Origin of the sequence: Roseateles saccharophilus, assembly GCF_031458095.1 — a bacterium.
Lineage (GTDB): Bacteria > Pseudomonadota > Gammaproteobacteria > Burkholderiales > Burkholderiaceae_C > Pelomonas > Pelomonas saccharophila_A.
In genome coordinates, this window is sequence record NZ_JAVDXU010000004.1 from 510,574 (window position 1) to 534,186 (window position 23,613).

General features: G+C 68.0%; 24 protein-coding genes and 1 pseudogene. 8 read left to right on the forward strand and 17 right to left on the reverse strand.

Annotation, left to right across the window (positions count from 1 at the left end):
- Window positions 1-19: 19 nt before the first annotated feature.
- Together J2X20_RS24980 and J2X20_RS24985 are read right to left on the reverse strand one after the other, a co-directional pair.
- Entirely contained in the window at window positions 20-1,567 is a 1,548-nt protein-coding gene (locus J2X20_RS24980; RefSeq protein ID WP_310271264.1) for a S8 family serine peptidase, read from the reverse strand.
- A 98-nt stretch (window positions 1,568-1,665) separates the two neighbouring features.
- Window positions 1,666-3,672 (reverse strand): DNA topoisomerase IV subunit B, encoded by a 2,007-nt coding sequence (locus J2X20_RS24985; protein ID WP_310271266.1) that lies wholly within the window; start codon window positions 3,670-3,672, stop codon window positions 1,666-1,668.
- A gap of 77 nt (window positions 3,673-3,749) precedes the next feature.
- Here J2X20_RS24985 and J2X20_RS24990 point away from each other — a divergent pair, with 77 nt between their 5' ends.
- From J2X20_RS24990 to J2X20_RS25020, 7 genes are all read left to right on the forward strand, one after another.
- Entirely contained in the window at window positions 3,750-5,108 is a 1,359-nt protein-coding gene (locus J2X20_RS24990; protein ID WP_310271268.1) for an amidohydrolase family protein, read from the forward strand.
- Between the two features lie 14 nt (window positions 5,109-5,122).
- Complete coding sequence (locus J2X20_RS24995) at window positions 5,123-6,337, forward strand: MFS transporter (protein WP_310271271.1); 1,215 nt, start codon at window positions 5,123-5,125, stop codon at window positions 6,335-6,337.
- Complete coding sequence (locus tag J2X20_RS25000; RefSeq protein WP_310271273.1) at window positions 6,334-6,462, forward strand: hypothetical protein; 129 nt, start codon at window positions 6,334-6,336, stop codon at window positions 6,460-6,462. The genes J2X20_RS24995 and J2X20_RS25000 overlap by 4 nt, the downstream gene beginning before the upstream one ends.
- A complete protein-coding gene (locus J2X20_RS25005; protein WP_310271276.1) occupies window positions 6,459-6,965 on the forward strand; it encodes a class I SAM-dependent methyltransferase in 507 nt (168 codons plus the stop codon). The genes J2X20_RS25000 and J2X20_RS25005 overlap by 4 nt, the downstream gene beginning before the upstream one ends.
- A 30-nt stretch (window positions 6,966-6,995) precedes the next feature.
- Window positions 6,996-7,877, forward strand: coding sequence for a 4-hydroxy-tetrahydrodipicolinate synthase (gene dapA, locus J2X20_RS25010; protein ID WP_310271278.1), 882 nt, complete (start codon window positions 6,996-6,998; stop codon window positions 7,875-7,877).
- A gap of 70 nt (window positions 7,878-7,947) precedes the next feature.
- Complete coding sequence (bamC, locus tag J2X20_RS25015) at window positions 7,948-9,123, forward strand: outer membrane protein assembly factor BamC (protein WP_310271280.1); 1,176 nt, start codon at window positions 7,948-7,950, stop codon at window positions 9,121-9,123.
- A gap of 31 nt (window positions 9,124-9,154) precedes the next feature.
- Window positions 9,155-9,934, forward strand: coding sequence for an MBL fold metallo-hydrolase (locus J2X20_RS25020; RefSeq protein WP_310271283.1), 780 nt, complete (start codon window positions 9,155-9,157; stop codon window positions 9,932-9,934).
- A 127-nt stretch (window positions 9,935-10,061) separates the two neighbouring features.
- Here the strand turns inward: J2X20_RS25020 and J2X20_RS25025 are convergent, their stop codons facing one another.
- From J2X20_RS25025 to J2X20_RS25035, 3 genes are all read right to left on the reverse strand, one after another.
- Window positions 10,062-10,265 carry a hypothetical protein gene (locus J2X20_RS25025; RefSeq protein WP_310271286.1) on the reverse strand — a complete coding sequence of 68 codons (204 nt, stop codon included), beginning with the start codon at window positions 10,263-10,265 and terminating at the stop codon, window positions 10,062-10,064.
- A 165-nt stretch (window positions 10,266-10,430) separates the two neighbouring features.
- Complete coding sequence (locus tag J2X20_RS25030; protein ID WP_310271289.1) at window positions 10,431-10,925, reverse strand: hypothetical protein; 495 nt, start codon at window positions 10,923-10,925, stop codon at window positions 10,431-10,433.
- Complete coding sequence (locus J2X20_RS25035) at window positions 10,922-12,037, reverse strand: ribosomal protein uL16 3-hydroxylase (RefSeq protein WP_310271292.1); 1,116 nt, start codon at window positions 12,035-12,037, stop codon at window positions 10,922-10,924. Before J2X20_RS25035 ends, J2X20_RS25030 begins: the two co-directional genes overlap by 4 nt.
- Before the next feature lie 40 nt (window positions 12,038-12,077).
- On the opposite strand from J2X20_RS25035, the gene J2X20_RS25040 reads away from it, so the two are divergent.
- Window positions 12,078-12,599 carry an FKBP-type peptidyl-prolyl cis-trans isomerase gene (locus J2X20_RS25040; protein ID WP_310271296.1) on the forward strand — a complete coding sequence of 174 codons (522 nt, stop codon included), beginning with the start codon at window positions 12,078-12,080 and terminating at the stop codon, window positions 12,597-12,599.
- 57 nt (window positions 12,600-12,656) lie between these two features.
- Here J2X20_RS25040 and dut read toward each other — a convergent pair whose 3' ends face one another.
- From dut to J2X20_RS25100, 12 genes and pseudogenes are all read right to left on the reverse strand, one after another.
- Entirely contained in the window at window positions 12,657-13,106 is a 450-nt protein-coding gene (gene dut, locus J2X20_RS25045) for a dUTP diphosphatase (RefSeq protein ID WP_310271298.1), read from the reverse strand.
- A complete protein-coding gene (gene coaBC / locus J2X20_RS25050) occupies window positions 13,106-14,329 on the reverse strand; it encodes a bifunctional phosphopantothenoylcysteine decarboxylase/phosphopantothenate--cysteine ligase CoaBC (protein ID WP_409034200.1) in 1,224 nt (407 codons plus the stop codon). The genes dut and coaBC overlap by 1 nt, the downstream gene beginning before the upstream one ends.
- 7 nt (window positions 14,330-14,336) lie before the next feature.
- A complete protein-coding gene (locus tag J2X20_RS25055; protein WP_310271303.1) occupies window positions 14,337-14,852 on the reverse strand; it encodes a hypothetical protein in 516 nt (171 codons plus the stop codon).
- A 49-nt stretch (window positions 14,853-14,901) separates the two neighbouring features.
- Window positions 14,902-15,564: pseudogene (gene trmB / locus J2X20_RS25060) on the reverse strand (tRNA (guanosine(46)-N7)-methyltransferase TrmB); the annotation flags it as partial.
- A 23-nt stretch (window positions 15,565-15,587) separates the two neighbouring features.
- Window positions 15,588-16,898: a thymidine phosphorylase gene (gene deoA, locus J2X20_RS25065; protein WP_310271306.1), complete on the reverse strand. Its 1,311-nt coding sequence runs from the start codon at window positions 16,896-16,898 to the stop codon at window positions 15,588-15,590.
- A 3-nt stretch (window positions 16,899-16,901) separates the two neighbouring features.
- Complete coding sequence (deoC, locus tag J2X20_RS25070) at window positions 16,902-17,666, reverse strand: deoxyribose-phosphate aldolase (RefSeq protein WP_310271309.1); 765 nt, start codon at window positions 17,664-17,666, stop codon at window positions 16,902-16,904.
- Window positions 17,663-18,499, reverse strand: coding sequence for a purine-nucleoside phosphorylase (locus J2X20_RS25075; RefSeq protein ID WP_310271312.1), 837 nt, complete (start codon window positions 18,497-18,499; stop codon window positions 17,663-17,665). Before J2X20_RS25075 ends, deoC begins: the two co-directional genes overlap by 4 nt.
- A gap of 8 nt (window positions 18,500-18,507) precedes the next feature.
- Window positions 18,508-18,924, reverse strand: a complete 417-nt coding sequence (cdd, locus tag J2X20_RS25080) for a cytidine deaminase (protein ID WP_310271316.1) — start codon at window positions 18,922-18,924, stop codon at window positions 18,508-18,510.
- Window positions 18,925-19,890 (reverse strand): ABC transporter permease, encoded by a 966-nt coding sequence (locus J2X20_RS25085; protein WP_310271320.1) that lies wholly within the window; start codon window positions 19,888-19,890, stop codon window positions 18,925-18,927. It abuts the gene before it with no gap.
- Window positions 19,883-20,992 carry an ABC transporter permease gene (locus J2X20_RS25090; RefSeq protein WP_310271323.1) on the reverse strand — a complete coding sequence of 370 codons (1,110 nt, stop codon included), beginning with the start codon at window positions 20,990-20,992 and terminating at the stop codon, window positions 19,883-19,885. Before J2X20_RS25090 ends, J2X20_RS25085 begins: the two co-directional genes overlap by 8 nt.
- Window positions 20,989-22,533 carry an ABC transporter ATP-binding protein gene (locus J2X20_RS25095; RefSeq protein WP_310271326.1) on the reverse strand — a complete coding sequence of 515 codons (1,545 nt, stop codon included), beginning with the start codon at window positions 22,531-22,533 and terminating at the stop codon, window positions 20,989-20,991. The genes J2X20_RS25090 and J2X20_RS25095 overlap by 4 nt, the downstream gene beginning before the upstream one ends.
- Before the next feature lie 79 nt (window positions 22,534-22,612).
- Complete coding sequence (locus J2X20_RS25100; protein ID WP_310271329.1) at window positions 22,613-23,587, reverse strand: BMP family lipoprotein; 975 nt, start codon at window positions 23,585-23,587, stop codon at window positions 22,613-22,615.
- Window positions 23,588-23,613: the final 26 nt, after the last annotated feature.

The following is a 23,613-nucleotide window of genomic DNA, read 5'->3' on the forward strand; positions in this document are numbered from 1 at the left end:
CCCCCGCCGGGCGCCTGGTCTAGTTCCCGCAGCCCAGGCCGTTGATGCGGTCGTGGGCGGCCTTGGCCTGCACCAGGCCATTGCCGTAATAGTCGTCACGGCCCGGGGCACCCAGGTCCAGGGCGCTCTTGTTCAGCGAGGCCCGCAGCTGCGCGGCCGTGCAGCCGGGGTGCAGGCTCCAGACCAGGGCCGCCACGGCCGACACATGGGGCGTGGCCATCGAGGTGCCGTTGTAGGCCGCGTAGAGGTCAGGCAGGCCGAAGACGGCCACGGTGGCGCTCTGGCCCAGGCTGCCAAGCAGGGTCGCTCCATCGGCCTGGGTGGCACCGGCCGAGGGGATGGTGGTCACCGTCTCGCCCAGCGTGCCGAACAGGTCGCCGGCCGTGTTGTTGTAGATGACGGCACCGACGCCACCGCTGTTCTGGCAGTTCAGCACCTTGTCGGCGAAGCTGATGGTGCCGCGCTGGATCAGGCAGACCTTGCCGCTCATGCTGCCCGGCGTGGCGGTGCTGCCCAGGCCGAAGTCGGCCAGGCTGCCCGTCGCGCTGGCGCGCGGCGAGCCATCCATGGACTGCACCGTGTAGCCGCTGCCGCCGACGTTCAGCGAGGCCCCGGTCTGGCTGAAGGCCGGCACGGTGGACAGCACGCCCACGCCAGGCGCGGCCAGCTCCACGTCGGCGTTGAACTGCGAGAAGTCGGCGACGACCTTGTTCGAATCGATGGCCGCGACCGAGACGACCTCGGGGAAGCCGGCCGGGTAGGAGATGGTGTTGTTGCCATCATTGCCGGCGGCGGCAATGATCAGGATGCCCTGCTTGGCCAGGCGGGCCACCGCCCGGGCCTCGGTGCGGCTGCCCTCGGCGCCACCCAGCGACATGCTGATGACGTTGGCGCCATTGCGGCCGCAGTTGAGCATGGCGCGCGTGATGACGGCGTCGCTGGCGCTGCCGCTGGCGTCGAAGACCTTGGCGATGTGCAGGTTCAGGCGCCCCGAAGGCGCCACGCCGACGACGCCGACCGAATTGTTCAGCGCCGCGATCGTGCCGGCCACATGGGTGCCGTGCGAGTTCTCGTCGGTGTTCCAGGCGCCCGACTTGGTGAAGTTCTCGCCCGTCATGGGCACGCCGGCGAGGTCCTCGTGCGTGGCATTGATACCGGAGTCGACGATGCAGACGCGGCGGTTGCCGGCCTGGGCGTCGGAGAGCTGGTCGGCCTGCACCATGGCGATGCCATAGGGCGCCACCTGGGCCTGGGAGCCCGTGGCACGCACGCCCCGGCTGCCGAGCACGCGGCGCTGCACGGGTGCGTCGACAAAATCGACCTGGGCATGCTTGGCCAGCGCCTGGGCCGCACCGCGGGGCATGGCGACGACGAGGGCGTCGATGTCGGACAGATCATCGACGACACGACCACCGCCCTTGCCGACCTCGGCGCGCACGGCGCCGCCGCCATTGGCCTTGTGGCCGACGATGACCTGGACTTCATCCTTGGCCGCAAAGGCCGTCGAGAAGGCGGCAGCACCCAGGCACAGGACAAAGGCGCGCAAAGCGAATCGTGGCTGTTGCATGGCAACTCCTTGGAATATGAGTGCCAGACATTCTTCGCGCCGCCTGCCGGTCTCGGCAGAGGATCAGCCCGCCCCCTAGACCGGGGGCTGGAAAACGCTCAGACGTCGACCTCGATGGAGTCGCCATGCAGCTCCATCAACTCGCGGCGCGAGGCGGCCTCTCCCTTGCCCATCAGCTTGTTGAAGGCGTCCACCGTGGCAGCGAAGTCGAGCTGGCCGTATTCGACACGCGACAGGCGGCGCGTCTCGGGATTCAGCGTCGTGTCCCAGAGCTGCTCGGCGCTCATCTCGCCCAGCCCCTTGAAGCGGCTGATGCTCCAGCTGCCTTCGCGGGCGCCTTCCTTGCGCAGCTTGTCCAGCGTGGCGGTCAGCTCGCCGTCGTCCAGCGCGTAGAGCTTGGCGGCCGGTTTCTTGCCGCGGGCCGGCGCGTCGACGCGGTACAGCGGCGGGCGGGCGACAAAGACATGGCCGGTCTCGACCAGTTTGGGGAAATGGCGGAAGAACAGCGTCAGCAACAGCACCTGGATGTGGGAGCCGTCGACGTCGGCGTCGGACAGGATGCAGACCTTGCCGTAGCGCAGGCCGGACAGATCGGGCGTGTCATTGGGGCCATGCGGGTCCACGCCCAGGGCCACCGAGATGTCGTGGATCTCGTTGTTCTTGAAGAGGAGATCTCGCTCGACCTCCCAGGCGTTCAGCACCTTGCCGCGCAGCGGCAGGATGGCTTGCGTCTCCTTGTCGCGGCCCATCTTGGCGCTGCCGCCGGCGGAGTCGCCCTCGACGAGGAAGACCTCGTTGTGCAGCAGGTCGCGGCTCTCGCAGTCGGTCAGCTTGCCGGGCAGCACGGCCACACCCGAGCCCTTGCGCTTCTCGACCTTCTGGCTGGCGCGCTGGCGGGTCTGGGCCTGCTTGATGACGAGCTCGGCCAGCTTCTTGCCATGCTCGACATGGTGGTTGAGCCACAGCTCGAAGGCCGGCTTCACATAGGCGGAGACGAGGCGCAGCGCGTCACGCGAGTTCAGCCTCTCCTTGGTCTGGCCCTGGAACTGCGGGTCCAGCACCTTGGCGCTCAGCACGAAGCTGGCGCGCGAGAACACGTCGTCGGGCATCAGCTTGACGCCCTTGGGCAGCAGCGAATGCATCTCGATGAAGCCCTTGACGGCGCCGAACAGGCCGTCCTTGAGCCCGGACTCATGCGTGCCGCCGGCCACCGTCGGGATCAGGTTCACATAGCTCTCGCGCAGCGGCGCGCCGTCCTCGGTGAAGGCGACGCACCAGGACGCACCCTCGCCTTCGGCGAAGTTCTCGCTCTCGCCGGCGGTGGCAAAACCCTCGCCCTCGAAGGACGGGATGATGGGATCGGCCGTCAGCGCCTGGGCCAGGTAGTCGCGCAGGCCGGCCTTGTATTGCCAGGTCGTGACCTCGTTGGTCTTCTCGACCTTCAGCGTGACCGTCACGCCCGGCATCAGCACAGCCTTGGAACGCAGCAGATGCACCAGCTCATGCTTGGGCAGCTCGGCGCTCTCGAAATACTTGGCCTCGGGCCAGACGCGCACCGTCGTGCCCTGCTTGCGGTCGCCGCTGGCGGCCGGGCGGGTGACGACCTGCTGGACGACGTCGCCATGCTCGAAGGCGATGCCGGCCACCTGCTTGTCGCGCCAGACGGCCACTTCCAGGCGCTTGGCCAGGGCATTGGTGACGGACACGCCGACGCCGTGCAGACCGCCCGAGAAGCTGTAGGCGCCGCCCGAACCCTTGTCGAACTTGCCGCCGGCATGCAGGCGGGTGAAGACGATCTCGACGACCGGCACACCTTCCTCGGGGTGCAGGCCGAAGGGAATGCCGCGGCCGTCGTCGGCCACGGAGACGGAGCCATCGACGTGCAGGGTCAGGTCGATGCGCTTGCCGAAGCCGGCCAGGGCCTCGTCGGCGGCGTTGTCGATGACTTCCTGGATGCAGTGCAGCGGGTTGTCGGTGCGGGTGTACATGCCCGGCCGCTGCTTGACGGGCTCCAGGCCCTTCAGAACGCGGATGGAGGCTTCGCCATACTCAGCAGGATGGGCGGCAGATTTGGCGGCGGGATGGGCAGGGGGACGGCTCGACATAGGGGCGGGATTCTAAGAAGTAGGATTCGCCGCCCCCGAAGACCGAGTTCCAGCGCTTGAGATTCCTGATCGCTTGCTTGTTGCTGACCTGTAGTTTTTCACAGGCCCAGACACCAACCCCTCCGCAACAGCCCTACCAGGCCAGCGCCCCGCTGTCCTGGGAGCTGAAGAACGCCCGCTGGTTCGACGGCCGCCAGATCCAACGCGGCAATCTCTATGTGGAGCATGGCGTCTTCGTCGCCAAGAAGCCGGCCCAGGTCAACCGCAAGATGGACATGCGCGGGCAGGTGCTGATCAGCCCGCTGGCGGAAGCCCACAACCACAATCTGCAGACGGCCTGGGGCTGGGGCCAGTTCGCCGACAAATACATCGACGAGGGCGTGTTCTACGCCGCCATGCTCTGCGGCGACCCCGCCGGCGTCGCCGAGGTCAAGCCCCTGGCCGCCACGCCGGCCGCGCCGGACGTCAGCTTCGTCACCGCCTGCATCACCTCGCCCGACGGCTATCCTCTGGCCGCCGTGCTGCCCGAGCCCAGTGCCGAGGCTGCGGCGGCCCAGAACCAGATCGTCCTCGTCGACAGCCCCGAGCAGGCCATCGCCCACTGGCCGGCCATCAAGGCCCGCGGCGGCGCCTGGCTGCGCATCGTGCTGGCCCACAGCGAGCGGCCCGAGCTGCGCCAGCAGCCGGCCATGTTCGGCCGCCTGGGCCTGCGGCCCGACACCGCCAAAGAGCTGACCCGCCTGGCCCATGCCGAGGGCCGGCGCGTCGTCGCCCATGTGGAAACGGCGGCCGATTTCGAGGCCGCCCTGCGCGCCGGCGTCGATGCCATCGCCCATCTGCCCGGCTATGCCAACACGCTGGACGAGGCCCCGGAGGTCTTCGCGATCAGTGAGGCGACAGCGGCCCAGGCTGCCCGTCAGCACACCGCCGTCATCACGACGACGGCCGCCACCGCCCTCTTCAAGCTGGACGCCGCGGCGCTGGCGGCGATGCGCGAGGTGCAGCGCGCCAACCTGGCCCGGCTGCAGGCGGCAGGTGTGCAATTGCTGATCGGCTCCGACGTCTTCATCGCCACGGCCCGCGCCGAACTGCACGCCCTGGAGGAACTCGGCCTGGACCGCGCCACGCTGCTGCGCCTGGCCACCCGGGACACGCCGCGCGTCCTGTTTCCCGGCCGCAAGCTCGGCTGCTTCGAGCCGGGCTGCGAGGCCAGCTTCCTCGTGCTGGGCAGCGACCCGCTGGCCGACCTGGCCCAGGTCGACATGCCGATGCTGCGCGTCAAGCAGGGCCGGCTACTGACCCGCCTGGCCGATGTGGCGGCGTCCAGCTCCCAGGCCAGCGCGTCGACAGCCGAGCCGCCCAAGAAGGCCGCCGCCAAGAAGAAGGCCGGCAGCAACACCAAAGCCAAGACGCAGAGCAAGGCCAAACGGCGCTGATTACAGTCGCCGCCATGAACACCCCCCGCCCCGCCTCCACTGGACTGTCCGTCCAGCAGGTGCTGCTCTGCGGCGCCATGATCGTCACGCTGTCCATGGGCATACGCCATGGCTTCGGCTTCTGGCTGCAGCCCATCATCACGGAGCGAGGCTGGACGCGCGAGACCTTCTCCTTCGCGATGGCCGTGCAGAACCTGGCCTGGGGCGCCGCCGGCCCCATCGCCGGCATGCTGGCCGACCGCTTCGGCGCCTGGAAGGTGCTGGTCATGGGCGGGCTGACCTATGCCCTGGGCCTGCTGCTGATGGCCGTGACCAGCCATCCCCTGACGTTCACGCTGAGCGCCGGCGTACTGATCGGCATCGCCCAATCGGGTTCGACCTATGCCGTCATCTATGGCGTGCTGGGCCGCACCGTGTCGCCGGAGAAGCGCTCCTGGGCCTTCGGCGTGGCTGCCGCAGCGGGCTCCTTCGGCCAGTTCGTCATGATCCCCGTCGAGACCTGGCTGATCAGCCATCTCGGCTGGCAGGGCGCTCTGTATCTGCTGGCCGGTACGGCCCTGCTCATCGTGCCCCTGGCCCTGGGCATCCGCGAGCGCCAGGCCGTGGGCGGCTCGGCCGGCCACCAGAGCATCGGCCAGGCGCTGAAGGAGGCCTTCGGCTACCGCAGCTTCCAGTTGCTGATGCTGGGCTATTTCGTCTGCGGCTTCCAGGTCGTCTTCATCGGCGTGCACCTGCCGAGTTACCTCAAGGACCATGGCCTGGGTATCGGCGTGTCCACCGGCGCCCTGATGCTGATCGGCCTGTTCAACATCTTCGGCACCTACGCCGTGGGCATGCTGGGCCAGCGCTTCCCGAAACGCTATCTGCTGTCGGGCATCTACGGCCTGCGTGCCATAGCCATCGTCATCTTCATCTCGGTGCCGCTGACACCCGTCAGCGTCTACATCTTCGCGGCCGTCATCGGCTTCCTGTGGCTGTCCACGGTGCCGCCGACCAATGCCGTCGTGGCACAAATCTTCGGCGCCCAGCACCTGTCCATGCTGGGAGGCTTCGTCTTCTTCAGCCACCAGATCGGCAGCTTCCTGGGCGTCTGGCTGGGCGGCAAGCTCTATGACGCCACGGGCAGCTATGACGTCGTCTGGTGGCTGGCCGTCGCGCTTGGCGTGATGGCCATGCTGGCCAATCTGCCGGTGCGTGAAGCGCCCATCCTGAGAGCGCAACCCGCATGAGGAAGCCCGGCCGCTGGCTCTGGCCGACGCTGGCCGTCGCCGTGCTGGCGGTCACCGTGCTGGCCTATCGCCATCCGGCCGTCATGGTCCAGCTCAGCGAGCAGATCTGGGCCTGCTTCGGATGACTGGCACGCCGTCGAACTGGCTGCAGCGTTTTGCACCGACACCGCCCGGCACGGCCCTGGACGTCGCCTGCGGCTCGGGGCGCAATCTGCGCTGGCTGGTCGGCGCCGGCTGGCAGGTCACCGGCGTCGACCGTGACACGGCCGCCACGGCGCCTCTGCAAAGCCTTGCAAAGATCGTCGATGCCGACATCGAGAACGGCCCCTGGCCCCTGGGCCAACAGCAGTTCGATCTCGTCGTCGTCTGCAACTACCTGTGGCGGCCCCTGTTCGACGCCATCCGCGCCGCCGTCAAACCCGGCGGCTGGCTGATCTGGGAAACCTTTGCCGACGGCCAGCAGACCATAGGCCGGCCCTCACGCCCTGATTTCCTGCTGGAGCGGGGCGAACTGCTTCGTGTCTGCGCCGGCTGGAGCATCGTCGCTTACGAAGACGTGTACGAGGACGGCGTCAACCCGCGCTTCGTCCAGCGCGTTGCGGCCGTCCGGCTGCCGCCGGCAGCCTAAAATCGCCGGATTCCTTAAGACATTCCCACCATGAAGCCCATCCTCGGCAGCATCGTCGCCCTCGTCACCCCGATGAACGAGGACGGCAGCATCGACTACCCCGCCCTGCGCCGCCTGATCGACTGGCATGTCGAGTCCGGCACCGCCTGCGTCGGCGTCGTCGGCACGACCGGTGAGTCGCCCACCGTCAGCATGGAAGAGAACCGCGAAATCATTCGCGTCGCGGTTGAGCATGCCAAGGGCCGCATCCCCATCCTGGCCGGCACCGGCGCCAATTCGACGGCCGAGGCCATCGAGCTGAGCCGCTATGCCAAGGAAGTTGGCGCGGACTGCACGCTGTCCGTCGTGCCCTATTACAACAAGCCCTCGCAGGAAGGCATCTACCAGCATTTCAAGGCGATTGCCGAGGCCGTGGACATCCCCATGATGCTCTACAACGTGCCCGGCCGCACCGTCGCCGATATGGCGCCCGAGACGACGCTGCGCTGCGCCGGCCTGCGCGGCGTCTTCGGCGTCAAGGAGGCCACCGGCAATATCGAACGTGCCGCCTACCTGATCAAGCACGCGCCCCAGGGCTTTCACATCTACTCGGGTGACGACGGCACCGCCGTCGCCCTGATGCTGCTGGGTGGCCATGGCAATGTCAGCGTGACCGCCAATGTCGCGCCGCGCGAGATGGCCGAGATGTGCCGCCTGGCCATCGAAGGCAATGCCGTCGAGGCCCGCAAGATCCATTTCAAGCTGCTCGGCCTGCACAAGCAGCTGTTCTGCGAGCCCAGCCCCGGCCCGGCCAAGTGGGCCCTGTCCCGCCTGGGCCGCTGCGGTGGCGCCCTGCGCCTGCCCATCACGCCGCTGACGGCTGCCGGTCAGGCCAGCGTCGGTCAGGCCATGGTCGAAGCCGGATTGCTCTGAAGGCTCTGGTCTAATGCGCGGCTGCGCCGGCCTTGCCCGGCGTTCTAGTTCCCCGGAGATTTCCAGCGTGATGTCTGTTTCCTCGCTCCGCCCCACGGCGACCCGTCTGGCCTGCACGGCCTTTGTCCTGTCGCTCGCTGGTTGCAGCACCCTCGACAGCATGTTCTCGACGGACAAGGTCGACTACCGCGCCGCTTCGCGCCAGACCCAGGGCCTGGACATTCCGCCCGACCTGACCCAGCTCGCCAAGGACAACCGCGCCCAGGTGCAGGGCGGCTCCATCACCGCCTCGGCCCTGTCCGCCGCCAAGCCTGCCAACTCGACCAATGCCCAGTCCCTGGTGAGCGGCAGCGTGGCTGCCGGCGCCGCGGGCGATGTGCGCCTGGAGCGCAGCGGCGCCGAGCGCTGGCTGCACACCTCGGCCACGCCCGAGCAACTCTGGCCGCAGATCCGCACCTTCTGGCAGGAACGCGGCCTGGAGGTCATCAAGGAGCAGCCCGAGATCGGCACCATGGAGACCAATTGGGGCGAGAACCGCGCCAAGCTGCCGCAGGACTTCATCCGCTCCACCATCGGCAAGGTCTTCGACGGCCTGTACTCCACCGGCGAGCGCGACATGTACCGCACCCGGGTCGAGCGCAGTGCCACCGGCACGGACATCTTCATCAGCCACCGCGGCATGCAGGAGGTCTACACCTCCCAGGGTCGCGAATCCACCGCCTGGCAGAACCGGCCGGCCGACCCCTATCTCGAAGCCGAGATGCTGTCGCGCCTGATGCTCAAGCTCGGCGGCAAGGAAGACGCGGCCAAGACCATCGTCGCCGAGGCCGGCTCGCCGGCGCCGGCCACCACGCCCAGCAGCCTCAAGGTGGGCGGCGAAACCCAGGGCGCGCGCCGCCCGCTGTCCGAGGTGCCTGACAGCCTCAGCGTCAACGACGGCTTCGACCGCGCCTGGCGCCGCGTCGGCCTGTCCCTGGACCGCCATGGCTTCACCATCGAGGACCGCGACCGCGCCGCCGGCCTGTTCTATCTGCGCTATGCCGACCCCGAGCAGGCCGGCAAGGACGAGCCCAACTTCTTCCAGCGCCTGTTCGGCGCCAAGGCCGCGACGCCGGTGCGCTACCGCGTCTCGGTCAAGGCCGAAGGCATCAAGAGCACGGTGCGCATCCTGGACGACCGCGGCCAGGCCGTCTCCGACGACAACGCCAAGCGCATCCTGTCGCTGTTGATGGACGACCTGAAGTAAGGCGTTCTCTCATCGAGGAAGCACTGCCGTGATGCGCTTTTGCAGCCTCGGCAGCGGCAGCGGCGGCAACTCGACGCTGATCGAAGCCAGCCAGGGCATCACGAGCACGCGCCTGCTCGTCGATGCCGGCTTCAGCGTGCGCGAGCTCGTCAGGCGACTCGCCCGCGCCGGCTGCGCGCCCGAGGAGGTCGACGCGGTCTTCATCACCCACGAACATGGCGACCATATCGGCTGCGCGCTGGCCTTCGCCAGCAAGTACCGTCGACCGCTGATCATGAGCCGCGGCACCTGGCGGGCGGTCGGCAACGCCGACCTCGATCCGGGCCTGCTGCGCATTGCCAAGGACGGCGAGACCATGCCCCTGGGCGACATGGTGTTGAAGCCCTTCGCGGTGCCGCACGACGCCAATGAGCCGCTGCAACTGGTGCTGGACGACGGCGTGCTGCGCCTTGGCATCGTCACCGACCTGGGCTGTGCCCCCGCGGGCGTCGCCGCGGCACTGGCGGGCTGCCAGGCCCTGCTGCTCGAGTGCAATCACGACGAGGGCCTGCTGCGCACCGGGCCCTATCACCCGGCGCTGAAGAAGCGCATCCTCGGCAGCCACGGCCATCTGTCCAATGCCGCCGCCGCCGACCTGCTGTCGCGCTGCCTGCACCAGGGCCTGAAGACCATCGCCGCAGCCCACCTCAGCGAGCACAACAACACGCCGGAATTGGCGCGCGGCGCCTTGGCCGAAGCGGTCGGCGGTGGGGAATCAGATATTCGTGTCGCTCACCCGAGTCTGGGTCTGGATTGGGTGGCGCTGGGCTGAACTCACGACGCACCGGCGGAGCGCAAAGTTTTGTAATCGCGCCGGCAATTGACGTCAAAACGTCGCAAAAAAGAAAAAAGCCGTCGCTGCTTGCGCAGCGGCGGCTCTTTCCGCGGGGACGAAGCGATTACTTCGAAGCAGCCGAGGCAGCGGCGTCGACAACGGCGCTGGCAGCAGCCGAAGCGGCATCGGCAACAGCCGAGGCGGCTTCCGAAGCGGCCGGGGCGGCGACGACGGGGGCCGGGGCCTCAACCTTGGGTTCTTCCTTCTTGCTGCAGGCGGTCAGAGCAACGGCAGCCAGCAGGGAAGCCAACAGGATCGACTTATTCATTACTTGTCCTCAAACGTTTAAACGACGGTGCACACCATAACTTTGGGGTCGTGCGCCAGTGCTTTTTGCACACTGACTGCCGACCCCGACAGAACAAGACGCGGAAAACCTCGAGCGCTTCCCCCGCCTAGCCAGCAATTATAGGGGTTTGTACGTCACTGGCGCTCACAACCCCAAAGTCGTGGGCGCAAATGAATCGCTGGAGCGTTGTGCCAGGGCATCAAACCATTCGAGGCCGCGCAGGCGCTGGGCCACATCCAGGCTGACTTCGCCGCGCCATAGATGACGGTCGAAAAGCCGCAGGCTGACGCACGCCTGCGGCCCGACAGCCAGCAGCAAGCTCTCGGGCGCCGCCTCCAGCCTCAGCTCGGGCTCGACGGCGCGCGCCGTCACGCAATGCGCGAAGTCGCGGCGCCAGCGCACGAAGCGGGGGTGGCGGCGCACGACGTCGTCGTACTGCAGGGCCAGCAGGTGCAGCTGGCGGCCGTTGCGGGCCCAGTGCGTCAGCGACTCGAGCACGCCGGCCTCGGACAGCGGCCAGTCGACAAAGCTCGCGTCCCAGGCATGCAGCTCGCGACAGCCTTGTTCGCTGGCCCAGGCCAGGGTTTCAACAAGCAGGCGTTGGAAATCGGCCCGGCTGGCAAAGTTTTGTGCGTTCATGGCGTTTGCGGTTGAACCCAACCGTCCTCCGTCCACTGATCCAGCAGCTCGCGGGCGTCGGGCGACAGACGCGCGACCTCAGCGGCGCTCAGCGTCCGGTTGTCGGCCAGGCTGCGCATCAGGACGGCATCGCGGCCGCCGGCGCGAAAGCTCTCGCCGTTCAGGAAGACATGGGCCGCGTCGTAGAGCATGCGGCTGCGGCGGTCCAGCACCGCGCCCTGCCCTTCGGGCAGCGGCTCGCCAGGCTCGAACCAGACGGTGGCCTTGGGTTCGGTAAGGGCCTCGCCCAGGGCACGCTCCAGGGCCTGGGGTCGTTGCACGGCGGCTTCGACGGCCCGCCGGGCAAAGTCCACCAGCGCGGCCGGCACACGGGCCGGTTCGGCGCTCGCCTCCTGGCGCGGATCGGCATAGAGACGGCTGGCCGTGTCGACATCATCCAGCAGGCGGGGCAGCAATTCGGCGGCCATGCCTTCGACGCTGGAGGCGCGAAAGCCGACCGAGCCGGTGATGCAGCCGGGGCCGACGGCGACGCCATCATGCGCCCAGCCCGGCGGCAGATAGAGCATGTCGCCAGGCTCCAGCACGAATTCCTCCTCGGGCTTGAAGTTGGCAATGATCTTCAGCGGCACGTCGTCGCGCAACACCGCGTCGCGCTGGGCGCCGATGCGCCAACGCCGGCGGCCAGCCAGCTGGATCAGGAAGACGTCATAGGAATCGAAATGCGGGCCGACGCCGCCGCCATCGCTGGCGACGGACAGCATCAGGTCGTCCAGGCGCGCATCCGGCACGAAGCGGAACAGGTCCAGCACAGCACGGGCTGGGGCCAGGTGCTGGTCCAGGCCTTGCACCAGCAGGGTCCAGCCAGGCTTGCTCATGGCCGGCAGGCGGGCGATGGGGCCCTGCTTGAGCTTCCAGTCGCCGTCAAAGGCCGTGACCAGGCGCGATTCGACGTCGTCGCGCGCGGCCAGGGCAGCGAGCTCCTTCAAGGAGGCGGGCGGCTCGGCATCGGCAAAGGCCTGGCGCACCAGCAGCGGCTTTTTCTGCCAGTGCTTGCGCATGAACTGGGCCGGGCTGAGGCCGGCCAGCATGGGGGTGGGGAGGGCAATCTGCATGCAGACATTGTGCCGAGGCTGCTGTGGGAAAATTGCCGCCATGCAAGTGACCCGCCCCTGTGTTGTCTCCCTGCGCTGGAGACTCGAAGACGCCCAGGGCCAGCTCATCGACGAGCTGGCCGAACCCATGGAATTCCTGTTCGGTGGCGAGGATCTGTTCGCCAAGGTCGAGGCCGCGCTGGAGGGCCAGGAGGTGGGCTTCGAGGCCGACCTCGCACTGCAGCCCGAAGAGGCTTTCGGCGACTACGACTCCAACCTCGTCTGCTTCGAGGCGCGCGGCCTGTTCCCCTCGGATGTGGAACCCGGCATGCAGTTCGAAGGCATGCCCGAAGGCGCCGTCACCGAGGGCATGCCCGAGGACGCGGTCTACACCGTCACCGAGGTCTATCCCGAGCATGTCGTGCTGGACGGCAATCATCCGCTGGCGGGCATCGGCCTGCGCATGCATCTGACGCTGCTGGACGTTCGCGCGGCCACCGAGCAGGAGGCTCAGGCCGGCTCCGTCGGCGAGCCCATCTTCATGGTGCAGACCGGCGCGCCGCCGGACGAGAGTCTTCATTGATGGCGGGACTGACCGCGCGACAGCGCGCTCTGTCCCCAACCGATTCAGAAATTCAAATCAGCCCTTGCCGGTCGAGCCGAAGCCGCCGGCCCCTCGGGACGAGGCGTCGAAGCTGTCCACACGCCGGAACGTGGCCTGCACGACCGGCACGATGACGAGCTGCGCAATTCGCTCGAAGGGCTGGATGACGAATTCGGTCTGGCCGCGGTTCCAGCAGCTGACCATCAGCTGGCCCTGGTAGTCGCTGTCGATGAGGCCGACCAGATTGCCCAGCACGATGCCATGCTTATGGCCCAGGCCCGAGCGCGGCAGGATGATGGCCGCGAGGCCCGGGTCGGCGATGTGGATGGCCAGGCCGGTGGGGATCAGCGTCGTCTGGCCGGGCGCCAGCGTGATGGCTTCATCCAGGCAGGCACGCAGGTCGAGGCCGGCGCTGCCAGGCGTGGCGTAGGCGGGGATCTGCTCGGCCATGCGGGCATCGAGAACTTGCAAATCAATGGCGTGCATCAGAGTCGTTTGGAAAGTTCGGCAATCAGCTCGCGCGCAAGGCTGAGCTTGTCTGCGCGGGGCAGTTCGCGCTGGCCCTGCTCGTCGATGAGCAGCAGCGCGTTGTCGTCACGGCCAAAGGTGGCCGGGCCGAGGTTGGCGACGATGAGGGGGATGCCCTTGCGGCGGCGCTTGGCGTCGGCATGCTCGGCCAGCTTCTCGCTCTCGGCGGCAAAGCCGACGCAATAGGGCGGCTTGGGCAGCCTGGCCACGGTGGCCAGGATGTCGGGGTTCTCGGCCATCGCGATGGTCGGCGCGGTCGCCCCGCCTTCGGCCTTCTTCAGCTTGTGTTCATGCGTCTGCGCCGGGCGCCAGTCGGCGACGGCGGCCGTCGCGATGAAGGCGTGCTGATGAACGGCCATTGGCAGCACTGCGTCATGCATCTGCTGCGCGCTCTGCACGTTGATGCGCTGCACGCCGCGCGGCGTCGGCAGATGCACGGGGCCCGCAATCAGCGTGACTTCGGCTCCGGCTTCAGCGGCTGCGCGGGCAATCGCAAAACCCATCTTGCCGCTGCTGTGGTTGGTGATGCCGCGCACCGGGTCGATGGGCTCGAAGGTCGGGCCGGCGGTGATCAGCAGCTTCTTGCCGACCAGGGTCTTGGGCGCGAGGAAGGCCTCGACGTCGTCGAAGATCTCCTGGGCCTCCAGCATGCGGCCATCGCCGATCTCGCCACAGGCCTGGTCGCCGTTGGCTGGGCCGATGACGGTCGCGCCGTCGGCCTTCAGTTGCGCGATATTGCGCTGCGTGGCCGGGTGGGCCCACATCTCGCGGTTCATGGCCGGCACGACCAGCAGCGGGCATTCATGGATGCGGCGCGCCAGGGCCGTCAGGCTGACGAGGTCGTCCGCCCGGCCCTGCGCCAGGGCCGCGATGGCATCGGCGCTCGCCGGCGCCACCAGCATCACATTGGCCTCACGGCTGAGATTGATGTGGGCCATGTTGTTGTCGGGCCGTGCGTCCCACTGGCTGGTGTAGACCGGCCGGCCGGACAGGGCCTGCATGGTGACGGCGGTGATGAACTGCTCGGCTGCCTCGGTCATCATGACCTGCACCGTCGCGCCGCCCTTCACGAACAGGCGCGTCAGCTCCGCGATCTTGTAGCCGGCGATGCCACCGGTCATCGCGAGCAGCACATGCTTGCCCTGCAAGGGACTGAGAGACAGGTCCTGCATGGCGCTCATCCCGGCATCAGGGTGCGCTGGCCGCGGCCGCTGGCGCCGCGCCCGCGCGCAGGGGGATGGACTGGGTCCACTGGGCCACGTCCTTGCCCAGCACCAGCACCGCGCGCTCCAGCACCGTGCAGGAGCCCTTGAAGCCGGCGAAGGCGCCGCCCATGGTGTCGCGCGTGAAGCCCTTGGAGGCCAGCACCTCGCTGCCCTGGCGCAGTTCCACCCAGACGCTGGCGGACTTGCGGTGGCCGATGAAGGCATTGCCGGCGCTGACGAGATTGCTGATCTTGATGTCGACGACGGGGCCGGCGGCGGCATCCAGAGCCGCAACGCGCTGGACTTCCACACCCGTCTTGGTCAGCTCGGCGGCCAGCGAGGCCGACAGCTGGCGACCCAGCTCGTTGCACTCCTGGACGACGTTGCTCTGGATGATGGTGACGTCCTTGTAGCCGATGTTCTCGGGGACCTGGTAGGCGGCCGCATGGGCAGCGCTTGCAGCGGCGATCAGGGAGAGGACGGCGAAGGAACGGGTCAAGACGGGCATGGATGTCGGCAAGTAAAACCAGGTTGTCGGGCGGCGCGGGTCAGGCCTTGCGGCGGAACACCAGGTCCCAGACGCCGTGCCCCAGCCTCAGGCCGCGCGCTTCGAACTTGGTCAGCGGGCGGTAGGCGGGCTTGTCAGCATAGCCGGAGGCGGTGTTCTGGAGCGTCGGTTCGGCCGAAAGCACTTCCAGCATCTGCTCGGCATAGGGCTGCCAGTCGGTGGCGCAATGCAGATAGCCGCCGGGCGCCAGATGCTGCACCAGCTTGGCAACGAACTCGGGCTGGATCAGGCGGCGCTTGTTGTGGCGCTTCTTGTGCCAGGGGTCGGGGAAGAAGATGTGCACGCCGGCCAGCACGCCCGGACCGACCATGTCCCGCAGCACCTCGACGGCATCGTGCTGGACGATGCGGATATTGCCGATCTGCTTTTCGTCGATGAGCTTGAGCAAGGCGCCGACGCCGGGCTCGTGCACCTCACAGCCGATGAAGTCGTGGTCGGGCAGCGTCTGGGCGATCTCGGCCGTCGCGGCGCCCATGCCGAAGCCGATCTCCAGCACCAGCGGCGCCTTGCGGCCAAAGACGGCTTCAGCATCGATACGCTCGGGCTTGTAGGGCAACACGAACTTCGGGCCCAGCTCGGCCAGGGCCTTGATCTGGCCGGTGCCCATGCGGCCGGCGCGCGTGACGAAGCTCTTGATCGCGCGGCGCGGCGGGTCCTTTTCTTCCATCAGCCCACCTCGGCCATGACCATGGGCGTTGCAGCCACGTCGGCATCGCCCAGCGTGCAGGCCGCCAGATAGGAGGCCACGGCACGGTCGGCCGCGGCTTCGTCGGCGGCGTGAATCAGGGCCAGCGGCTCGCCAGCGGCGACGCGCGCGCCGATCGGCTTCACTTCAGAGAAACCCACGCGCATGTCGATGGCATCGCCGGCCTTGCGGCGGCCGCCACCCAGTTCGACGATGGCCACCCCCAGGTCGCGGGTCGACATCGTCGTGATGATGCCGGCACGCGGTGCGGCCACGGGCTTCACGACGGGGGCGGCGGCGAGGTAAGCCTCGGGGCGCTCCATCAGGTCGGCCGGGCCGCCCAGGGCCACGACCATCTGGGCGAACTTCTCGGCGGCGGCGCCGGAGTCCAGCGATGCCTGCAGCTTGACGCGCGCAGCTGACGTGTCGGCAGCCAGGCCGCCCAGCACCAGCATCTCGGCGCACAGGGCCAGCGTGACCTCGTGCAGGCGCAGCTCGCGGTGCTCGCCCTTCAGGTAGCGGATGGTCTCGATGACTTCCAGCGAGTTGCCGACGTCGGTGCCCAGGATCTGGTTCATGTCGGTGATCAGCGCGCGGGTGCGCAGGCCCGCGCCGCCGGCGACGGCGACGATGCTCTCGGCCAGCTCCTTGGCGAACTCCGGCGTGGAGGCGAAGGCACCGTTGCCGCACTTGATGTCCATGGCCAGGCCTTCGAGGCCGGCGGCGAGCTTCTTGGACAGGATGCTGGCGGTGATCAGCGGCACGCTCTCCACCGTGGCCGTCACATCGCGGGTCGCGTAGAAGCGCTTGTCGGCGGGCGCGAGGTCGGCGGTCTGGCCGATGATGGCGCAGCCCAGCGTGCGCACGATGTGGTCGAACCTGGCTGGGTCGGGCGTCGTCGTGTAGCCGGGGATGGCCTCCAGCTTGTCGACCGTGCCGCCGGTGTGGCCCAGGCCCCGGCCGGCAATCATGGGCACATAGCCGCCGCAGGCCGCCACCATGGGCGCCAGCATCAGGCTGACCTTGTCACCCACGCCACCGCTGCTGTGCTTGTCCAGCACCGGGCCGGGCATGTCAGGCCAGCGCATGACGCGGCCGGAGTTCATCATCGCGCGGGTCAGCAGCACCGCCTCGTCACGGCCCATGCCCTTCAGGAACACGGCCATGCCCAGGGCGGCCACCTGGCCTTCGCTCCAGGAGTTGTCGACGAGGCCGCGGACGAAATGGTTGATCTGCGCTTCGTCAAGCGCCTGGCCGTCGCGCTTGGCGCGGATGATTTCTTGGGCAAGCATGGTTCAGTACGCGGACGTCGTGGCCGCGGATTGGGCGCCGGAAAGTACGGCTTCGATGTCGGTGAGCAGGCCGCTGGCGCCAAAGCGCAGGCGCTGCGGGTTGAGGGCTTCTTCGCCGAGCGCAGCACGGGTCTGTTCGATATAGCCAGCGGCATCCGCCACCGACCGCACGCCGCCCGAGGCCTTGAAGCCGGCGGCGGAAAGCCCGCTAGCCGCGATCTCTTTCAGCATGACGGCGGCCGCAGCAGGCGTGGCACCGGTCTTGGTCTTGCCGGTGCTGGTCTTGACGAAATCGGCGCCGGCAGCCAGGGCCAGGCGCGTGGCCTGGGCGATGCGCTCAGCCGTGGCCAGTTCGCCGGATTCGATGATGACCTTGAGCGTCAGCGGGCGGCTGGCGAAGCGCACTTCGGACAGGAACTCCGCGACCTCGGTGCTCTGGCCGGCCATCAACGCCCGATAAGGCAGCACGACGTCGACCTCGTCGCCACCGGCCTGGGCAATCTCGGCCACGTCGCTCAGCGCACGCTGCAGGTCCAATGAGCCATCGGGGAAGTTGGCGACCGCGGCCACCTTGATCGAGGCCGGCAAAGCCGCGCGCGCCTGGGCGACGAAACGCGGCCAGATGCAGACCGCGGCGACAGGGCCGTGAGCCGTCTGCGCGCGCTTGCACAGCGCGTCGATGTCGGCGGCCGTGTCGGCGTCGTTCAGGCTGGTCAGGTCCAGGCAGGCCAGCGCCGTAAGGGCCGCTGCCTTCAGATCGGCTGTCACAGCGCGACGTCCTTGAAGCTGGCGATCAGTGCGGCCAGGAAGGAGGCGGCGCGCTCGCCCGACATCTGGGCCTGCTTCAGCGTCAGGTCATGCGTCAGCGCCTCGGCGGACAGGCCGGCCGCCATATTGGTCATCAGCGCAATGCCCATGACCTTGAGGCCGGCGTGGCGGGCCAGAATGGTCTCAGGCACGGTGCTCATGCCCACCGCGTCGGCGCCCCAGGCGGCAAACATGCGGATCTCGGCGGCGGTTTCGAACTGCGGACCGAGCGCCCAGCAATAGGTGCCCTCGCCCAGCATCAGGTTCTCGCGCTTGGCCAGCGCCAGGGCGTGCTTGCGCAGGTCGGCGTCGTAGGCATTGACCATGTCGACGAAGCGATGGCTGCCCTGCTCGCCCACCAGCGGGCTGCGCTGCGGCGAATTGATGTGGTCGGCGATCAGCATCAGGCTGCCGGGCGGCATATGGCCGCGCAGGGAGCCCGAGGCGTTGGTCTGCACGACCAGCTTGACGCCCCAGCGCTTGAGGGTGCGCAGCGCGCCGGCCATGCCGGTGCAGTCACCGCTCTCGTAGGTGTGGGCGCGGCCGCGCAGGAAGATGACGCGCTGCTCGCCGATCTGGCCGACGACGATCTCGTTGACATGGCCCTCGACCTTGGGCTGCGGAAAGGCCGGCAGCTCGGTATAGGGCAGGTTCTTCGCGCCCTGCACATGGCTGACGGCGCCGGCCCAGCCGGAGCCGAGCACGACGGCGACTTCAGGGGCGTTGCCGAACAGGGATTGCAGCTTCTCGACGCTCGCGGTGATCGCGGGGTCGAGGGTCTTGTTGTCGATCATGGGAAACCTCAGAAATTCAGATGGGAAGGCCCGAAGCTGTGGGGCAGCAGTTCGGCCAGGGTCCAGCGCTGGCGGATGCCGCCAGGATCGCCGGCAATGATGACGAGCTCTTCGGGCACGGAGAACTCGCGCAGCTTCTGGCGGCAGCCGCCGCAGGGGGTGATGACGTGAGGGCCGGGGCCGGTCACGAGGACCGCCCTCGCCTGCTTGCCGCCGGCCATGATCATGGCAGTCAGCGCCGACGGCTCAGCGCACCAGCCCTGCGGGTAGGAGGCGTTCTCCATATTGGCGCCGATGTGGATGCGGCCTTGCTCGTCGAGGATGGCCGCGCCGACCTTGTATTTCGAGTACGGCGAGTGCGAGAACTCGCGGGCGCGCAGGGATTCGGCGAGCAGCTGGTTCAGCAGGTCTTGGCTCAGTTCCATTCAGCGCTCCTTCACATAGGGCTTGCCAAGAGCCTTGGGCGCGATCGCCGAGCCGATGAAACCGGCCAGCAGCACCACCGTCAGGATGTAGGGCAGCGCCTGGATCAGTTGCACCGGCACTTCGCCAACGCCAGGCAATTGGACACCCTGCATGCGGATCGCAACAGCGTCCAGGAAGCCGAACAGCAGGCAGGCGCCCATGGTGGGCAGGGGCTTCCACTTGCCGAAGATCATGGCGGCCAACGCGATGAAGCCACGGCCGGCCGTCATATTGGGCGAGAAGGAGGCGTTCTGGGCCAGCGTCAGGTAGGAGCCCGCCAGGCCGCAGAGCACGCCGTTCATCAGCAGGGCCTGGTAGCGCAGGCCTTGGACCGACATGCCGGCGGCTTCCACCATCGCCGGGTTCTCGCCCACAGCACGCAGGCGCAGCCCCGGGCGGGTGCGCTCCAGGAAGAACCAGACGGCCGCCACCATCAGGAAGGCCACATAGACCAGCACGTTGTGGCTCAGCAGGCCATGGCCGAAGATGGAGGCGAACCAGTTGCCCGGCTGCGGTTCGGCAAAGCCCTTGGCGAGGGCCGTCAGGCGCACATCAGGCTCAATGGGCGGCGTCTGGCCGCCCTGCTGGAACCAGGCAATGCCCAGCACGACCGTCAGGCCGGCGGCAATCATGTTCAGCGCGACGCCGGAGACGACCTGGTCACCACGGTTGCTCACGCAGGCAAAGCCGTGCAGCAGCGAGGCGACGCAGGCAACGGCGATGGCCGCCATCACGCCATAGGCGGTGGAATGCGTGACCGAGGCAGCGGCAGCGGCCGCGAAGGCGGCGAACAGCATCTTGCCTTCCAGGCCCAGGTCGACGACCCCGGCACGCTCGGACAGCACGCCCGCCATCGCGCACAGCAGCAGCGGCGCGCTGACGCGCAGCGTGGAGGCCAGCACCGAGGCGATCAGGACTTCATCCATGGCGGCCTCCCTTGACCATGCCGTAGAGGCGAGCAAACAGCGGCGCGCTGACCGTGGCCATGGCACCCGAGAACAGCACGATCAAGCCCTGGGCCGTGACGACCATCTCGCGGCTGAAGCCCTGCAGTTCGAAACTCACCTCGACGCCGCCCTGGTAGAGCACACCGAAGAGCAGCGACGCAAGGACGATGCCGACCGGATGGTTGCGGCCCATCAGCGACACGGCAATGCCAGTGAAGCCGGCGCCGGCGACAAAGTCCAGCGTCAGCTTGCCCTGCACGCCCGAGATCTCGTTGATGCCCACCATGCCGGCCAGGGCGCCGGAGATGGCCATGGCGATCAGCACCTGGGCGCGCGGACGGATGCCGGCGTAGTGGGCGGCGCGCGGCGCACTGCCGACGGCGCGCACGGCATAGCCCGCAGCGCTCTTCCACAGGAACCAGCCGACGAAGACGCAGGCGATCAGCGCGATGACCAGGCTGAGATTCAGCGGCGAAGACGGCAGCTCATAGCCCATGGCCGCCGCGATCTGGTGCAGGGCCGGCATGCGGGCGCTCTGGGCAAACTCGGCGGACTCCACCGACATGCTGCCCGCCGGGCGCAGCCAGTTGACGAGCAGATAGCCGTTCAGCGCCGCCGCCAGGAAATTGAACATGATCGTCGTGATGACGATATGGCTGCCGCGCCAGGCCTGCAGATAGGCCGGCAGGGCCGCCCACAGCATGCCGAAGAAGGCCGAGGCGACGACCAGCAGCGGCAGCATGACGACGGCCGGCAGCTTGGCACCCAGCCACAACGCGACCAGGGCGACGCCGACGCCACCCAGGGTCGCTTGGCCCTCGCCACCGATATTGAACAGGCCGGCATGGATGGCGACCGCCACCGCCAGACCGGTGAAGATGAAGGTCGTCGCGTAATAGAGCGAATAGCCCAGGCCGCGCACGCTGCCCAGGGCGCCGTTGAGCAGCACGGTCAACGCCTGCCATGGGCTGTGGCCGATGACCATGACGACGAGGCCGGCGACGACCAGGGCGATGGCGAGGTTCCACAGCGGCAGCAGGCCGATGTCGATCCAGCGGGGAAGTTGCAGGGGCTGGCTCATGCGGCAGCTCGTTCTTCTTGTGCGGCCATCAGGAGGCCGAGACGCTTCTCGTCGCAGTCCTCGATGGCCAGTTCGCCGGTGATGCGACCGCAATTCATGACGACGACACGGTCGGCCAGGGCCAGGATCTCGTCGAGCTCGCTGCTGACCAGCAGCACGGCGCAGCCGGCGTCGCGCAGGGCGCGCAGCTGGTGGTGGATGAATTCGATGGCGCCGATGTCGACGCCGCGGGTGGGCTGGCCGACCAGGAGCACGGTCGGCTGCTCGCCGATCTCGCGCGCCAGGATGAGCTTCTGCTGGTTGCCGCCGGAGAACTTGCTGGAGCCCAGGTTCTCGTCGCGCGGGCGCACGTCGAAGCGCTCCTGCATCTGCTGGGTGGCTGCACGCATCGCGGCATGGTTCATGGCCGCACCCTTGCGGTATTTGGGCAGGTTCTGGTAACCCAGCACGGCGGACTCCCAGGCCGGGAAGCTCATGACCAGGCCGACGGCATGCCGGTCCTCGGGCACATGGGCCAGGCGCAGCGGGCGGGCCTGGGCGGTGTCCAGCCAGGCCTCGGGCGTGAAGGACTGGTCACCCAGCTCCAGGCGGCCGCCCTCGGGCGCGCGCAGGCCGGACAACACTTCCAGCAGCTCGCTCTGACCATTGCCCGACACGCCGGCCACGCCGACGATCTCGCCGGCCTTCAGCGTCAGGCTGACGTCCTTCAGCGCCGGCACGCCGTTGGCATGCTTGAGGCTCAAACCCGAGGCCTGCAGACGCACCTCGCCGGCATGCACTTCCAGCCCTTCAGGCCGTCCCAGCGTGACCTTGCGGCCCACCATGGACTCGGCCAGCGACTCCTCGCTCCATTGCTCGATGCCACGCGTCTCGACCACCTGGCCGGCGCGCATCACCGTGACGGCGCTGCACAGGCTCATGACTTCGCGCAGCTTGTGGGTGATGAGGATGAGGGTCGTGCCGCGTTCCTTCAGCTTGCGCAGCGTGACGAAGAGCTGGTCGGTCTCCTGGGGCGTCAGCACCGCCGTCGGCTCGTCCAGGATCAGGATCTTCGCGCCGCGGTACAGGGCCTTGAGGATTTCCAGACGCTGCAGTTCGCCCACCGGCAGGTCGCTGACCAGGGCGTCCAGATGCACCTGCAGGCCGGTCTCGGCCATCAGCGCCTCCAGCTTCGCCCTCACCTTGGCCTTGGAGGGCGCCAGGAAGAAGCCGCCCTCGGCGCCCAGCATGATGTTTTCCAGGCAGCTCAGCGTGTCGACCAGCATGAAGTGCTGGTGGACCATGCCGATACCCAGGCCAATCGCCTGCTGGGAGTTGGCGATGTGGACCTGCTGGCCGTTGACCTCGATATGGCCGGCGTCGGCGTGGTAGTAGCCATACAGGATGGCCATCAACGTGCTCTTGCCGGCACCGTTCTCGCCGACCAAGCCATGCACCGCACCCGCGGCGATGTCGAAGGACACCTCGCGGTTGGCTTGGACGGCGCCGAAGCGCTTGGAGACGCCTTGAAGGCGTACAGCGGGTTGGGCTCGCTCTGGCATGTCGGGGCGTGAACGCTCTCTAGTCAGTTGAGGACGGAGCTGCCGGCGAGTGCGCCGACAGGTCCATCCCGCAAGGCCATCAGAATTTACAAGCGTTGTCCGCCATGTAGTCCGCCACCTTGACCTTGCCGGCAATGATGTCGGCCTTGACGGCGTCGACCTTGGCCTTCAGCGTCGGGTTCAGCAGCTTGGCGTTGTGCTCGTCGGCGGCGTAGTCGACACCGCCCTCCTTCAGGCCCAGCACCTGCACGCCGGGCTTCCAGCCCTTGAGCACGTTGTAGACGGCGACGTCCACGCGCTTGACCATGGAGGTCAGCATGGTGCCGGGCTGCAGGTGGTTCTGGTTGCTGTCGACACCGATGGCGAGCTTGCCGGCGTCCTTGGCCGCCTGGTAGACGCCCACGCCGGTGCCGCCAGCGGCGGCGAAGACGACGTCGGAGCCCTTGGCAAACTGGCTCTTGGCCAGCTCACCGCCGCGCGTCGGGTCGTTCCAGGCCGTCGACGTGGTGCCCGTCATGTTGGAGAAGACCTCGATCTTGGGCGAAGTCGCCTTGGCGCCCTGTTCGTAGCCGCACTGGAACTTGCGGATCAGCGGGATGTCCATGCCGCCGACGAAGCCGACCTTGCCGGTCTTGCTGACCATGGCGGCCATGGCGCCGACCAGATAGCTGCCCTCATGCTCCTTGAACAGGGTCGACTGCACATTGGGCAGGTCGACCTTGGCGTCGATGATGGCGAACTGGGTCTTGGGGAAGTCCTTGGCGACCTGCTGCAGGGCCGAGGCCTGCGCAAAACCGATGCTGATGATGGGGCTGGCGCCCCGCTCGGCCATGCGGCGGATGGCCTGCACGCGCTGGGTGTCGTTGCTGATCTCGAACTCGAGATAGGTCTTGCCCGTCTCCTTCTTCCACTGCTCGGCGCCCTGGTAGCCGGCCTGGTTGAAGGATTTGTCGAACTTGCCGCCCATGTCGAAGATCACCGCGGGCTGCTGCGCATGCGCGGCACCGCAGGCGAGCATCAAGGCCAGGGAACAGCTGGACAGAGCGAACTTCATGGGATTGGTGTGGGCAAGGCGAAAGG